8 protein-coding genes are annotated in these 14,737 nt (G+C 71.8%); 1 reads left to right on the forward strand and 7 read right to left on the reverse strand.

What is annotated here, in order from left to right; translation table 11 throughout:
• Positions 1 to 234: 234 nt before the first annotated feature.
• From ACIF83_RS12640 to ACIF83_RS12670, 7 genes are all read right to left on the reverse strand, one after another.
• On the reverse strand, positions 235 to 1,428 hold the full coding sequence (locus ACIF83_RS12640) for a cytochrome P450 (protein ID WP_399726150.1): 1,194 nt from the start codon (positions 1,426 to 1,428) through the stop codon (positions 235 to 237).
• A gap of 244 nt (positions 1,429 to 1,672) precedes the next feature.
• Entirely contained in the window at positions 1,673 to 3,166 is a 1,494-nt protein-coding gene (locus ACIF83_RS12645) for an MFS transporter (protein WP_399726153.1), read from the reverse strand.
• Positions 3,167 to 3,327: 161 nt separating this feature from the next.
• The gene (locus ACIF83_RS12650) at positions 3,328 to 4,095 is read right to left on the reverse strand and encodes a thioesterase II family protein (RefSeq protein ID WP_399726310.1); all 768 of its coding nucleotides are present in this window, start codon (positions 4,093 to 4,095) and stop codon (positions 3,328 to 3,330) included.
• A gap of 29 nt (positions 4,096 to 4,124) precedes the next feature.
• Positions 4,125 to 5,117 (reverse strand): LLM class flavin-dependent oxidoreductase, encoded by a 993-nt coding sequence (locus tag ACIF83_RS12655; RefSeq protein ID WP_393473924.1) that lies wholly within the window; start codon positions 5,115 to 5,117, stop codon positions 4,125 to 4,127.
• A gap of 155 nt (positions 5,118 to 5,272) precedes the next feature.
• Positions 5,273 to 6,877, reverse strand: a complete 1,605-nt coding sequence (locus ACIF83_RS12660) for a fatty acid--CoA ligase (RefSeq protein WP_393473927.1) — start codon at positions 6,875 to 6,877, stop codon at positions 5,273 to 5,275.
• 54 nt (positions 6,878 to 6,931) lie between these two features.
• Positions 6,932 to 12,619, reverse strand: coding sequence for an SDR family oxidoreductase (locus ACIF83_RS12665; protein WP_399726158.1), 5,688 nt, complete (start codon positions 12,617 to 12,619; stop codon positions 6,932 to 6,934).
• 11 nt (positions 12,620 to 12,630) lie between these two features.
• Positions 12,631 to 12,930 (reverse strand): acyl carrier protein, encoded by a 300-nt coding sequence (locus ACIF83_RS12670; RefSeq protein ID WP_097251870.1) that lies wholly within the window; start codon positions 12,928 to 12,930, stop codon positions 12,631 to 12,633.
• A 161-nt stretch (positions 12,931 to 13,091) separates the two neighbouring features.
• Here ACIF83_RS12670 and ACIF83_RS12675 point away from each other — a divergent pair, with 161 nt between their 5' ends.
• The gene (locus ACIF83_RS12675; protein WP_398140882.1) at positions 13,092 to 14,723 is read left to right on the forward strand and encodes an aldehyde dehydrogenase family protein; all 1,632 of its coding nucleotides are present in this window, start codon (positions 13,092 to 13,094) and stop codon (positions 14,721 to 14,723) included.
• Positions 14,724 to 14,737: the final 14 nt, after the last annotated feature.

Raw genomic sequence — 14,737 nt, forward strand, 5'->3', positions numbered from 1 at the left:
TGTGCGCGGACGCCGAACGCCACCTTCGCGCAGTGCCCTGACGCGGCGCTGACACAGCGCTGACACGGGTCCCCGCAAGGGCCCGTGTGAGTCGGTGGTGAGTAATGACTTTGCCAAGGAGGACTGACCCGAAGCTGATCAGGGACTGACGGGGGTGGGCCGCGGGCGGGCAGCGGCGTGGGGGGCGGGGCCGTGCTGGGGCACGGCCCTCCTGTCACCCGCGGGGAGCGGCCGTCACCAGGTGACGGGGAGTTCCTCCAGGCCGTACACGAGGGTGTTCTCGCGGAAGCGCACGTCGTCGACGGGGACGGCCAGACGGAGCCCGGGGAAGCGGGCGAAGAGGAGGCTCAGGCAGACCTCCAGCTCCATGCGGGCCAGCGAGGCGCCGGGGCACAGGTGCGCGCCGAAGCCGAAGGCGAGGTGGCCGGAGGCGTTGCGGTGGATGTCGAGGCGGCCCGGGTCGGGGTAGACCGACTCGTCATGGTTGGCGCCGGGGATCGCCACGATCACGCCCTCGCCCTTGTGGATCTGCGCCCCGCCCAGCTCGACGTCGGCCACCGCGGCCCGCACCTGGTTGTCCTGCGAGATGGACCAGTAGCGCAGGAGTTCTTCGACCGCCGGCTTGAACAGGGCGGGGTCGGCGCGGAGTTCGGCCGACAAGGCCGGATCGCGCAGCAGGCTGAGGACGCTCAGGCTGATCTGGTGGGCCGAGGTCTCGTGCCCGGCGACCAGGAAGAACCGGGCCATGGCGACGAGTTCCTGGTGGCTCAGCTCGCCGGTCGCCACGTAGCGGGTGACCAGCCTGCTGATCAGGTCGTCCTGCGGGTCGGCGGTGCGCTGGGCGGCCAGCCGGTCCAGGAACCGGGTCATCTCCACGAACGCGCCGTACGTCTCCTCGGGCGTCGCGTCCTGGGAGAGGATGACCCTGCTCTGTTCGGTGAACGTCGCCTCGTCCTCCTCCGGGACGCCGAGCATGCGGGCGATCACCAGCGACGGCAGCCGGACGGCGAAGTTCTCCACCAGGTCGACCGGGTTCGGGCCCTTCTCCAGCTCGTCCAGCAGCTGCCCGACGAGGAGTTCGACCTCGGGGCGCAGGGCGCGGGTGCGACGGGCGGTGAACTCGGTCATCGCCATCCGGCGCAGCCGGCCGTGCTCGGGGTCGTCCATGCGGTTGAACGACATCACGCCGGGCTCCGGCGGCAGCTGGATCCGGATCGGGAAGCCCGGCTGCTGGTCGTCGGCGCTGAAGCGGTTGTCGTTGAGCACTTGGCGGACGTCCGCGTGCCGGGTCACCAGCCACGCCTCGCCGCCGCGTATGCGCACGCGCACCGGTGGCTCCTTGCGCAGCGCCGCGTAGGCGTCCGGTGGCGCGTACGGGCAGGAACGGGCCATCGGCCACTCGGGGAGCTGCTGCTCGCATTCGGACATAGGGGTTCCCTCCGTTGGCTGGTTTCCAGTAGGTGTCCAGCGTTGGAGACATCCTGATGAGCAGCCCTGACAGGGATCTGATGGATTACTGACGCGTTTTCAGCCAGTAAATGACTGGTTTCCGCTTGGCAAAAAGGGAAGGTTGCGTTCTGAACATTCGCAGGTGAGAGCCTCCCGGGAACACGGAAACGGGGGCCGGCGAGAACTCGCCGGCCCCCGTCGGGGGACTGTTTTCCGCCGCCGGTCAGGCGGCCTCGGGCGTGCTTTCGGCACCCGCCTGCCGCGCCCGCGGCAGCAGCTGCACCAGTGCCGCCACCAGGACGCAGAACCCGGCCTGCACCAGCAGGCTGGTGCCGAAGGCGTGGGCGTAGGTGTGGGCATCGATCCGGTGCCCGGCCACGCCGAAGAAGACCACGCCGATCACCGCGATGCCGATGGCGTTGCCCATCTCCTGGGCGGTGGAGAAGACACCGGACGCGGCGGCCGCGTGGTGCGGGGCCACCCCCTCCAGGACCAGCGAGGTGAGCGGGGCGACGACGAAGCCCATGCCGAACCCGCCGAGCACCATGGCCGGGATGCACCAGGCCACGGAACCGCTGCTGTCCAGGTGCCACACGGTCTCGGCCAGCGCCAGGTCACCCGCCGCCAGCAGCAGGGCGCCCAGGGCCAGCACCTGCTTGCCCAGCTTGGCCGCGGCCTTCGGCGCCTGCACCGAGCCGACGAAGAAGCCGAGGCCGAGCGGGATGAACAGCAGCCCGGACCGCAGCGCGGACTGGCCACGGCCCTCCTGCAGATACAGCGCGAGGACCAGGAAGAAGGAGGCCATCGCGGCGAAGAACACCAGCAGGGAGACCACGCCCACACCGAACGCGCGATCCTCGAAGAGGCTCGGATTGACCAGCGGCGACCTGCCGCGGGCCGCCTTGCGGCGCTGGGTGTACCAGAAGGCGGCCAGCAGCGGTACGGCCGCCACCAGGCACTCCCAGGTCCAGGTGGGCCAGCCCTGCTCGCGGCCCTCGACCAGCGGCAGCACGACGGCGGTGAGCCCGGCGGTCACCAGGACCACACCGGTCAGGTCGAGGCCCGTGTGGCCGTCGGCGCGGGACTCGGGCACCAGCTTCGGGGTCAGCAGCAGGACGACGGCGCCGATCGGCACGTTGATCAGGAAGATGGTCCGCCAGTCCCAGCCGAACACGTCCGCCTTGATCAGCAGGCCGCCGATCAGCTGCCCGAAGACGGCCGAGGCGCCGAGGGTCAGGCCGTAGGCGTTGAACGCGGCGACCCGGGCCTTGCCCGTGTACGTCGTGGTCAGGATGCCGAGGACCTGCGGGATCACCAGCGCGGCCGCGGCGCCCTGCACCGCGCGCGCCGCGATCAGCTCGCCCATGTTCGGCGCGATGCCGCAGGCCAGCGAGGCCAGCGTGAACAGGGCCAGGCCGATGGAGAAGATCCGCCGGCGGCCGTAGAGGTCGCCGAGCCGGCCGCCGGTGATCAGCATGGCCGACAGACCGATGTTGAACGTGGCGGCGACCAGCTGGATCTCGGCCGCGGTGGCGTGCATCCCCTGTTGCAGCGAGGGGATGGCCACGTTGACGATGAAGAAGTCGAGGTTGGTGATGAACAGGCCGGCCAGCACGACCAGAAGCGCGCCCCAGGCGGGTGCTCCGGCTGCCTCCTCGATGTCCGGTGGCGGTGCGGCCGAGGCCGCGCTGCCGGTCAGTTCCGCTTCGGTGGTCATGGACGACCCTCCCTAGGTCGTTTCGTGCCGGTTGATTGCGGGCCGCGGGGGTCCGCGACGCACTGCGGGGCGCGGGACGGCACCCGGAACACAGTCATCGGGTCACTGTCCCGCGCCCCGCTGACACGGCGCTGACGCGGTCTCCGGGCGCAGGGTCCGCCCTAGCCCGCGGCCTTGGCCACGGTCCGCTGCAGTCGGTGCGCGAAGTGCGCGGTGACGGCCTGGGCGTGCGTGTCGATGTAGAAGTGGCCGCCCTCGTACTCGTTGTGGCCGAGGTAGGCGGGGGTGCGTCCGGCCCAGTGGGTCATGGCGTCCGGGGCCTCCTGCAGCGGGTCGCTGCGGCCGCCGTAGGAGGCGAGCGGGCAGGTGACGCCGGCGCCGTCGTCCTCGTAGTCCCCGGCGACCCTGAGGTCGGCGCGCAGGGCGGGCACGACGAGCGCGAGCATCTCGGGGTTGTCGTAGATCTCGGCCGGGAACGAGCCCAACTTCTTGATCCACTCGACCAGTTCGGGCTCCGGCATCCGGCTCTGCTCCTCCGTCGGCTGGAAGAAGCCCACGGGCGACCATCCGGACATGCCGACCATCACCGGAACCGGTCCGCCCTCCGCCTCCATCCTGATCGCCAGCCGGAACGCCAGCTGGGCGCCGAGGCAGTGGCCGAAGAAGGCGAACGGCCGCTCGTCCAGGTCGTTGAGGACCGCCTCGTGCAGGGCGTCGAGCAGCGGCCAGAAGTTCTCGTAGGTCTGCTCCTCCCGGCGGTTGTGGCGGCCGGGCAGGGTCACCGCCTGGGCCGCGATGTCCGGGGGCAGCAGGCTCTCCCAGTCGCGGTAGATGATGGCGCCGCTGCCCGCGTGGGGCAGCAGGAACAGCCGGATGGAGGCGTCGGGCGAGGGCTCCACGGGGTGGAACCAGTGCCCCTCGGTGGACATCTGGCTGCCGACGGTGCCGATGGCGGTGGTCACGACTGCGTACTCCCAACGGTGGTGGACGGGCCGAGGGCGCGTACCGCGGGCAGCAGCACCTCGGCGATCTCCTTCAACTGCGGCTCGGGGTCCAGCGATCCGATCCGTACGACCAGGTGCCGGGCGCCGGCGCGGACGTAGCCGCCGAGCCACTCGGCGCACTTCTCGGCGCTGCCCCAGGCGTAGGCCTGGATGCTCCGCATCTGCTCCAGGGAGCGGCCGTAGTAGTGGCTGATGTAGTGCTCCAGTTCGGCCTTGGCCGCGCTCTCACTGGCGTTGACCGTGACGGTGGCGTACAGCGCGGGCACGACCGCGTCGGCTCCCCTGCCCGCCTCCTCGGCGAGTTCGGCGATACGACGGCGGGCGCGTGCGTAGGCGTCGACGTCCGGGAGGAAGGGCAGCCAGCCGTCGTAGCGGGTCGCCACGCGGGCCAGGACCTTGGGGGTGTCGCTGCCGGCCAGCCAGAGCGGCGGCCCGCCCGGGATCGCGGGCGAGGGAAGCCGGTCCAGGTTCTCCGCCTGCCAGAACCTGCCCTGGAACTCGGCGGGTTCGCCGTCCTCCCCCGACCGCCACGCCGTCCGCCACAGGGCGGTGATCTCGTCGAGGCGGCCGACGCGGCCCTGGAAGGAGGCACCGACCGAGGCGAACTCCTCCTCGGTCTCGGGCATGGGGAAGCCCGAACCGAGACCGAGGACCAGCCGGTCGGCGGCGACATGGCTGAGGCTCGCGATCATGTTGGCGCCGATGAGGGGGTGGCGCAGGGCCGGGGTGAGGGCCGCGGTGCCGACCGCGATGCGCGTTGTCGCTGCCGCTGCGGCCGAGAGTACGACGAGGGGGTCCAGGCGGGGGCGGGCGGTGAGGGAGTCCCCCGCCCACAGGGAGTCGAAGCCGAGCGCTTCCGCGGTTTTGGCGAAGTCGAGCAAGGGGGCTGCGGCGTAGGTGCCGTTGATGGCTTGTTCTCGGGTGGGCAGGAGTACGCCGATCTGCAAGAGGGACCTGCCGTCGTCTGCGGTCTGCGGGCCGGTGGGGGCTGGTCGCGCCCCACGGCGGAGCCGCAAGTCAGCAGAGCCCCGCGCCCCTTGGGAGTTGCTCTCCCTGGCGTTGGAAGGCATGCGGCGACTTCCTTTCTGGGCTGTCAGTGTTGTCAGATGACCGTTGCCTTCAAGGCGTCCCTGGTCGACGCCGTCAGCCGCTCCCTCACCGCGCGGCGCAGGATCTTGCCCGACGGGTTGCGCGGGAGGGACTCGGCGAAGTGGTACGTGCCCGGGATCTTGTAGTCGGCGATGCGGCCCCGCAGGGACAGCAGGAGTTCCCGGGGTGTGGCGGTCGCGCCGGGCCTGAGGACCACCACCGCGTGCACGCTCTCCCCCCAGCGGTCGTCGGGGAGCCCGACGACCGCCGTGTCGGCGACGGCCGGGTGCGCGGCGAGCGCCTTCTCGACCTCGGCCGGGTAGATGTTCTGCCCGGCGACGATGATCGTGTCGTTGATGCGGTCGCACAGATGGAGATAGCCGTCCTCGTCGAGGTAGCCGGCGTCGCCCATGTGCAACCACTCCCCCACCAGGGTGCGGGCGGTGGCCTCGGGCAGGTTCCAGTAGCCGAGCATCCGGGAGGGTGCGCGGACGCAGATCTGGCCGATGGCGCCCACGGGAAGGGTCTCGCCGGCGGGGCCGATCACCTTGACCTCGTTGCCGGGGCAGGGCCTGCCGACCGAGGTGAGGACCGTGCTGCCGGGGTGGTGCGCCTCGGGCGGGAGACAGACCGCGACGCTGCCGGTCTCGGTGCTGGCGTAGATCTGCGCGAACTCGCAGCGGTAGGTCTCCAGGCACTGTTTGAGCAGCGTCTCGGACATGGGGGCGGCGCCGTAGGCGATCTTGCGCAGGGAGGCGAACGCCTCGGGGCCCGCGCCGCGTTCGGCCGCCATCGCCTGGAGCATGGCCGGGGCGGCGAAGGTGGTGGTGACCCCGTGGCTGCGGATGAGCCGTACCGCCTGTTGCGGGTCGAACTGCGGCATGATCACGTTCGTGCCGCCGGCGTTGAACGTGTGCAGGAACCAGCCGATGCCGGCCACGCCGAAGCCCGGCAGGGAGATCAGGGCGACGTCCTCGGGCAGCCAGTCGATCCAGTCCACGCCCCGCTCGCGGCTCGCGTGCGGCAGCGTGAAGAAGCTGCGGTGGGCGAGGACCGCGCCCTTGGGCAGGCCGGTGGTGCCGCTGGTGTAGATCTGGATGACCGCGTCGTCCGGGCCGGTGCCGGGCGCGAGGTCGGTGTCGGGCTGGTCGGCGGCCCAGGCCGGCAGGCCCGCGCCGCGGGCGGGTTCGCCGTCGGCGTCGGTGCCGTCGACCCGGATCACCCTGCGCAGTCCGCGCAGCTGGTGGCGGACGGTGGCGACGGTGTCCCAGAACTCGTCGTCGACGAAGATCAGGGCGGCGCCGGAGTCACGCAGGATGTGGTCGACCTCGTGCGGGGTGAGCCGCCAGTTGACCGGCACCAGGACCGCGCCGGCCTTGGCGCAGGCGATCATCACCAGGTAGTAGTTGGCCGACTCGCGCCCCAGGTAGGCGACCCGGTCGCCACGCCTGACCCCGCTGGTGTGCAGGGCGTGCGCGGCGCGGTTGCTGTCGCGGTGGAGCTTCTCGTAGGTGGTGACGCGGCCCTCGCAGATGATCGCCGGGTGGTCCGGGCGGCTTCCGGCGTGGGCCCGGGAGGAGTGGTGGAGCGTCCAGCGCTCCCTCGGTATGTCAGTCATGGTGGGTTCCCGTCCCTGGGGGGCGTCCCCTGGCGAGGACGCCCCCCAGCTCTGTCACGCTGCCGGTACCGGACCGAGCTGACCGTCGACGAACTGGGCCAGCGCACGGACCGTGGGGTGGTCGTGGGTGAGGGAGGCCGGCAGGGGCAGCCGGAACGTCTGCTCCAGTGCGGCCTTGACCTGCTGGGCCATCAGGGAGTCCAGGCCCAGCGACACGAACTCGGTGGACACGTCCAGCTCGTCGCCCTCCTCCAGGTGCAGGACGGCGCCGACCTTCTCGCGGACCACGCCGGTGACGGCGGCCAGGCGTTCGGCCCCGGGCAGCGCGGCCAGTGCCGTGAGGTCGAGGCCGGTGCCGTCGTCGTCGGGGGTCTGCCGGGCGAGCCGGTCGTAGAACAGGTCTCCGGTGACGCTGCCCGCCACATAGCGGTCCCAGTCGAACTCGCCGACGATCCGCTGGGTGCGCGGCCGCCCCCACAGCCGGGCCAGGGTGTCCAGGGCCCGGGTCGGAGAGAAGAAGCGGACGCCGCTGCGCTCGATCTCCTGGCTGAGGTGCTCCTCCAGACGGGCCGACATACCGACCCGGGCCCAGGCACCCCAGTTGACCGAGAGCCCCGGCACCCCGCGGCGACTGCGCCACTCGGCGAGTGCGTCGAGCCCGGCGCTGGCGGCGGCGTAGTGGCCCTGGGTCGCGCCGCCGAGGACGGAGGCGATGGAGGAGTAGGTGACGAAGAACTCCAGCTCGGGGAAGGACTCCTCGGCCGCCTCGTGCAGCAGCCAGCCGCCGTACGCCTTCGCCGCCAGCTGGGCGTCGATCGACTCCCAGGTCAGCTCCGAGATCAGCTTCTTGTCGTAGGAGCCGGCCGCGTGCACGATCCCGCCGAGCGGGTACGGGCCCGCCGCGAGGTGCCGCACCAGGCGCTGGACGTCCTCCGAGCGGGAGATGTCGGCGCGTACGACGTCGATCTCGGCGTCGGCGGCCAGGTCCGCGAGGACCGGTGAGGCCTCCTCGGTGGCCCGGCCGCTGCGGCTGACCAGGGTCAGGTGCCGGGCGCCGAGCGCGACCAGCTTGCGCGCGGTGACCAGGCCGAGGCCGCCGAGACCGCCGGTGACCAGGTAGGTGCGGTCGGCGCGCAGTCCGGCCGGGCCCGCGTCGACCTGGTCGGTCTGCTCCTCCGCCGGGTCCTCGGGAAGCGTCACCCAGGCGCGTCCGGCGGGGTCGGACAGGGCGGTGCGCAGGGCCTCGCCGGTCTCGTCCAGCCGGAAGCGGGGCGCGGTGTCGTCGGAGCCGGTGGCGTGCACGACGGCCACCGCGGGCACGGTGAGCGTGGAGCGGAAGGTGCCGTCGTGCCGGACGAGGACCTCGTCGCCGGTTGCGAAGCCGGTGCCGTCGGCGGCGGCGAGGACCGTGCCGCGGGCCAACTGGCCGAGCAGCGGCGGCGGTTCCTCCACGCCTGCCTCCTCCTCCGCGCGTTCGGCGCGTCCGGTGTCCAGGGCGGTACGGGCGTCCTCGGCGGTCAGGCCGACGGCGTGCACGCGGACCTGGACCTCCTCGGCCTCGGGCGCCCGGTCCGTGACCGAGGCCGGCGCCAGGTCGGACAGGTCACCGGAGTCGGGGGCGCGCAGTTCGAAGCCGCCGGTCCAGGTGAGGGTCGAGTCACCGGCGAGCAGCCGGCGCACATAGCGGCGGCCGGGGCGGTGGGCGACCTGGTACTCGCCGGGCGGCTCGCTGCGCCACTCGTCCGCGAGCGGGGCGAGACCGCTGCCCGGGGCGAGGTCCACCAGGGTCGTCCGGTACTGCGGGTACTCGGTCAGCAGCACCCGGCCGAAGCCCCACAGAGTGGCGGCGCCGAGGTGCCCGCCGTCGCCGGCCGGGTCTCCGGGCAGCCACTGGGCGCCCTCGGTGACCAGCCACAGCCGGGGCGGCCGCGCGGCGCCGGAAGCGTCCAACGCGCCGATGAGGGTGAGGAGTTCGCGGTAATTGTCCTCGCACTCCACGCGCAGCCGGCCGTCGGACATCGGCGCCGGGCGCTGCCGCCAGATCCGGCAGACGTCGGTGACGGTGGGGTCCTCCAGGGCAGCCTTGAGGTCGGTGAGGTCGGGCAGCCAGGTGACCTTCAGACCGGGCTCGGCGGCGAGTTCGGCGGCGCGGACCGCGGACGGGTCGAGCAGGACGACGTGCCGGGCCGGTGCGTGCTCCTTGGCGGGCAGTGCCCGGCGCACCCAGTCGGGGCGGTGCAGGAACTGACGGCGGCCACCGCGGCCCTCGGGCCGGGCCATGCGCACGCCGAGCAGTTCGGCGACCGGATCGCCGTTCTCCAGCAGCAGCACGTCGGCCAGCCGCCGGTCCTGCTCGCCGCGGACCCGGGCGAGAACACGCAGATTCTCGCCGCGCGGCTTGCGGAAGTGCCGTACGGAGGCGATCTCGCGCGGCACGAACACCGGGCCCTCGGGGTCGAGGACGACCAGGGCCTGCACGGCGGCCTCCAGCAGTTCCGCCGGGACGTGCTCGACGGCGGTGGCGTCGCGGCCGGTCAGCTCTCCGGTCACCAGGCCGGCGCCGTGCCGGGCGGCGCGCAGCAGCAGCCGCATCCGGGGGCCCTGCGGGCGGCCGACGGAGGCGAGGTCGGTGTAGATGTCCTCGTCGTCGATCTGCTGTCCGGCGGGGGCGAGGGTGGCGTCCAGCTCGGCCAACTCCGAGACCGGGACGAGGGGTTCGCGTTCCGCGGCGACGACGGCGGTGGCGTGTATGTTCTCCTCGCCGCCGACGACCGTGAACACCTCGACCTCGGCGCCGCCACCCGGGCGCGGCCGCCAGCGGGTGGTCAGCGCGGTCACGGTCTCGGCGGGCAGCTCCAGCGGGGCGAGCAGCCTCAGGTCGCGGACGGCGGAGCGGGCGTGGCCCTGGACCGCGTCCTGCACGGCGAGCAGCAGGTCGACGTAGGCGCCGGCGGGCAGGACGGTACGGCCGCCGTCGGCGAGGTCGGCGAGCGCGCCGAGTTCCTCGGTGGTGAACTCCGCGTTGAACTCCCGCACTCCGCTGGCGAACCGCTCCTCGATGCCGAGCAGCAGGTGCCGGGCGGTGCCGTTCGCGACCGCCCTGCGGGGCGTGGCGGTGGGCAGCCAGTAGCGCTTGCGCTGGAAGGCGTACGTCGGCAGGTCCACGCGGGCGGGCGCGGGGTGCCCGGCGTGGTAGTCGGTCCAGGAGACGCCGAGGCCTGCCGCGTAGTAGTCGGCGAGTGCGGTGAGGGTGGTCGAGGTGGTGGTGTCGCGGCGGCGCAGGCTGGCCAGCCACAGGTGGTCCTCGACGGTGACGCTCCGCCGGGCGAGCGCCGTGAGCCCGGCCTGCGGGCCGATCTCGATCAGGGCGTGCCGGCCGCGCTTGGCGACGGCCCGGATGCCGTCGAGGAAGCGGACGGGTTCGCCGATGTGCCGCACCCAGTAGTCGGGGTCGCCGATCTCGCGGAACCGGGCGAGGCGCCCGGTGACGTTGGAGATGAGGCTGATCTTCGGCTCGTGGAAGGTGATGCCGTCGAGCGCGGCACGGAAGTCGTCGTAGACCTCGGCCATCAGCGGGGAGTGGAAGGCGTGCGAGACCTTGAGGCGGTCGACGCGGACGCCCCTGTCCTCCAGGACGCCCACCACCTCGTCCAGCGCGGCGGTGGCACCGGAGATCACCGTCTGGTCGGGGGCGTTGACCCCGGCCAGGGCCAGGTCGGCGCGGCCCTCCAGCAGGGGGGCGACCTCCTCGGCGGGGGCGGCGACAGCGGCCATGCCGCCCTCGGTGCGCACGGCCTGCATCAGCCGGGCCCGGGCGGCGACCAGCGTGACCGCGTCGGCCAGGCTGAACAGTCCGGCCACGGCGGCGGCGACGACCTCACCGATGCTGTGCCCGATGAGCACGTTCGGGCGCACCCCCCAGGCCATCCACTGCTGGGCGAGGGCGTACTCCAGGGTGAACAGGGCGGGCTGGGTGTACTCGGTGCGGTCGATCGCCTCGGGGTCGGCGGCGGTGCCGAGCAGCAGCTCGCGCACCGAGCGGCCGAGGTGCTCGGCGAACAGCCGGTCGCAGGCGTCGACCTGGGCACGGAAGACGGGGAGGGCTTCATAGAGGGCGGCGCCCATGCCGGCGTACTGGGAGCCCTGTCCGGTGAACATGAACGCGGTCTTGCGGATGCCGGAGGGCCCCTCGTGCTCGGCCTCGGCGGCCTGGTCCAGGAGCCGGGCGAGCGCGGCGCGGTCGGTGACGGGCGCGGCGACGCGGTAGGGGTGGTGGGTGCGGGTGGTGTTGGCGCTGTGGCAGAGCGCCGCCAGTGGCTGCTCCTCCACCAACTGCCGGTATTTTGCCGCAAGTTCACGCAGAGCGCCGGCGTTCTTCGCGGACAGGGTGAACACCGGTGCGGCCCCGCCCTCGGAGAGCTTCTCGGCCGGCTCGGGGGCCTGCTCCAGCACGACCGCGCCGATGGTCCCGGCGAAGCCGAAGCTGTTGACGACCGCGCGCCGGACCTCGGCCTCCCAGGGCTCGCAGGCCGTCGGGACCCGGACCGGGTAGAGGTCCCAGGGGATGCGTCCCGAGGGGGTGTTGAGGTTGATGTGCGGGTAGATCGTGCCCGCGCGCAGCTGGAGGACGGTCTTGATGACGCCGACGATGCCGGAGGCGGGCTCCATGTGACCGAAGTTGGTCTTCACCGAACCGACCAGCACCGGCCGGTCCTTGGTGTGGGAGTCGACGAAAACGTCCCCGATGGCGCCGAACTCGATGGGGTCGCCGAGCGGGGTGCCGGTGCCGTGCGCCTCGACGTACTGGATGTCCTCGGGCGCGAGGTGGGCGGCGGCCAGCGCGCTGCGGATCACCTTCTCCTGGGCGGGGCCGTTGGGCACGGTCAGACCGGCGCTGTCGCCGTCCTGGCCGACGGCGGTGGCGCGCACCAGCGCGAGGATCCGGTCGCCGTCGCGCTCGGCGTCGGAGAGCCGCTTGAGGACGACGATGCCACAGCCCTCGGCGCGCGCGTAGCCGTCGGCGGCCTCGTCGAAGGTCTTGCACTGCCCGTCCGGGGACAGCATCTGCGCGTTGGAGAACATCACCGGGATGCGCGGGTGGTGCAGGGCGTTGACGCCGCCGCACAGCGCGATGTCGCTCTCGCCGGCGCGCAGCGCCTGCACCGCGAGGTGCAGCGCGACCAGGGAGGACGAGCAGGCCGTGTCGACGCTCATGCTCGGGCCGCGCCAGCCGAGGAAGTAGGAGAGCCGGCCGGACAGCGGGAACATGGTGATGCCGGAGGCCAGATGGCCGTCCAGCTCCTCGTAGGGCAGCGAGTCCAGTTCGAGCGCGTAGTCGATGGAGCTGGCTCCGATGTACACGCCGCCGTTGCCGCGGCGCAGCGGCGCCGGGTCGATGCCCGCGTGCTCCAGGGCCTGCCAGGCGGTCTCCAGCAGCAGCCGCTGCTGGGGGTCCATGTAGCGGGCTTCCTTCGGGGAGATGTTGAAGAAGCCGGCGTCGAACAGGTCGATGCGGTCCAGGAACCCGCCGGCCGAGGCGCGGATCTTGCCCTTGTCGTCGGGGCCCTCGGGCGTGAACGCGTCGACGTCCCAGCGGTCCCGGGGGATCGGGCCGATTCCGCTGCGGCCCTCCCGCAGGAAGGCGTCGAACTCGTCGGGCGAGCCGCTGCCGCCGGGGAACCGCAGACCGATTCCGACGATCGCGACCGGCTCGGGCGCCTGCTCTGATTCCGTACGCGGCATGGAACGACTCCTCAAGCTTCCTGGATGGCCTGGGTCAGGTGGTCCACGAGGTGGGCGATCGTCGGCTCGTTGAAGAGCACGTTGACGTTGATCGACAGGTCCAGGAGCTGCTCCAGGCTCTGTCGTATCTCGGTCAGCCGCAGCGAGGTGAGGCCGAGATCGAAATAGCTGACGTCGAGGGGAAGATCCTCGGAATCGTCCATGAGCAGTACGGCCTTGAATTTCTTCAGGACGATTGACTCGATTTCTTCGGCGAGTTCACTGCGCGGCAGATCGCGCAACCGCTGGATCGTGCTGTCGACAGGTGGCATGCGGTCATGCAAGCAAGGCCGGCTGACGCCCCGCTGACGGCGCCGAGAGCGCTCCCGTGGCTTGATCGGCGCGGTCAGTCACGTGTCAGCGCGGGGTCAGATTCCGCTGTCAGGCTCGCATTGCTTCAAGAAATCCACACGCCATATCCGAAAGGCTGAAGATGCTTCGCGAAGCCGCGCAGGAGGAGAGTGCTGAGGCACCTTCCGGATTGAAGAGTTACGACCTCTACATCGCGGGCAAGGACGTCGCCGGGGACGGGTGGGTCTACACCGTCAGCGGGCGCTCCCTGCTGGAAGACGTGTTCACCAGCGTGACCCTGAAGCGCTCGCTCGAACAGGACCCCGAATCCGACGCGGCCAAGCACCCCTATGTCGTCGGGCGCTGCGCGATCGCGGACGACTCCGCCATCGACCTGGCCACCCAGGCGGCCGCCGCGGCCGCCCCCGACTGGGCGGCCGTACCGCTGGAGCGGCGGATGCAGCTGGGCACCCGCTTCCGCGAGGAACTGATCAAGCACCAGGACGAGTTCCTGCGCATGCTGGTCGCCGAGTCCCACCCCGTGAAGCTGGCCCGCTGGGAGCTGAGCTGCCTGCTGCAGATCTACGCCCCGGGCTCCCTGCGCTGGTACCTGAAGCAGATGCGGGTCGAGAAGGAGTACAACGGCCGCAAGCTGATCCTGCACCGCCAGCCGGACGGCGTGGTCGCCTTCAACCCGCCGCAGAACGCCCCGCTGCCCAGCACCGCCCTGTGCGTGCTGGCGCTCATGGCCGGCAACGCCGTGGTGGTGCGGGCGCCCCGCAGCATCGCGCTGTCCACCATGTGGCTGCTGCGCGACATCGTCGCCCCGTTGCTGGAGGAGATCGACGCGCCGGCCGGTGTGCTCAACGCGGTGTGCTCCAACCCGAAGCAGACCATGGACCGCTGGATCGCCGACCCGTTGATCAACGACATCTTCTACATCGGCGGCAGCCAGGAGGGCCTGCGCTTCGAGCAGCAGTGCGTGGCGCACGGCAAGAAGCCGATCCTCGAACTCGCCGGCAACGACGGCATCGTGGTGTGGAAGGACGCCGACGTGAAGTGGGCGGCCGAGGCCATCACCGAGTCGTTCTACGGCTCCGGGCAGATCTGCATGGTGCCCAACTACGTGCTGGTCCACCCCGAGATCGCCGAGGCGCTGATCACGGAGGTCAAGGAGCAGGTCAGGGGCATCAAGCCGGGCCTGCCCGAGGAGGAGGACGTGCTGCTGTCGCCGGTGCGGCGCAGCGAGCGCTTCTTCCGGCTGCTGCGGCAGGCGATGGACAACGGCGCCGAGCTGGTCACCGGCGGCAACCGCACCGAGGTCGACGGCACGGTGTCCGAGACGGGTGTCTTCCTGCAGCCGACGGTGGTCCGGGTGGACGGCCTGGACCGGGCCCGGACCTACGACGTGGTCCGGGAGGAGACGTTCTTCCCGCTGATCCCGATCGTGGTCGCGGAGCGCGACAACGACGACGCCCTGCTGGAGGCGTTCCTGCAGTTCGTCAACAGCAACGACTACGGGCTGCGCAACTCCCTGTGGTCGCGCTCGGACCACGTCATCGAGACCTTCGTGCGCCGCGTGGTCAACGGCGGCCTGCTCAAGGTCAACGACTCCCACATCGGCTTCCTGCCCTACCTGCCGAGCCACGGCGGCACCGGCCGCACCGGCGGCGCGTTCGGCGAGGCCAACTACCCGATGCTCAAGACCTCCCACGTCCAGGGAGTCAGCATCGCCCGCGACGTGAGCCCGTACGACGCGGTCTTCGGCGCCTGACCACACCCAGTCCT

Origin of the sequence: Streptomyces sp. NPDC085866 (genome assembly GCF_044541035.1) — a bacterium.
GTDB lineage: Bacteria > Actinomycetota > Actinomycetes > Streptomycetales > Streptomycetaceae > Streptomyces.

Bases quoted from the DNA above. Each gene is read 5' to 3' on its own strand.
- ACIF83_RS12640 (WP_399726150.1), bottom strand. From the start codon at position 1,428: ATGTCCGAATGCGAGCAGCAGCTCCCCGAGTGGCCGATGGCCCGTTCC.
- ACIF83_RS12645 (WP_399726153.1), bottom strand. From the start codon at position 3,166: ATGACCACCGAAGCGGAACTGACCGGCAGCGCGGCCTCGGCCGCACCG.
- ACIF83_RS12650 (WP_399726310.1), bottom strand. From the start codon at position 4,095: ATGTCCACCGAGGGGCACTGGTTCCACCCCGTGGAGCCCTCGCCCGAC.
- ACIF83_RS12660 (WP_393473927.1), bottom strand. From the start codon at position 6,877: ATGACTGACATACCGAGGGAGCGCTGGACGCTCCACCACTCCTCCCGG.
- ACIF83_RS12665 (WP_399726158.1), bottom strand. From the start codon at position 12,619: ATGCCGCGTACGGAATCAGAGCAGGCGCCCGAGCCGGTCGCGATCGTC.
- ACIF83_RS12670 (WP_097251870.1), bottom strand. From the start codon at position 12,930: ATGCCACCTGTCGACAGCACGATCCAGCGGTTGCGCGATCTGCCGCGC.
- ACIF83_RS12675 (WP_398140882.1), top strand. From the start codon at position 13,092: ATGCTTCGCGAAGCCGCGCAGGAGGAGAGTGCTGAGGCACCTTCCGGA.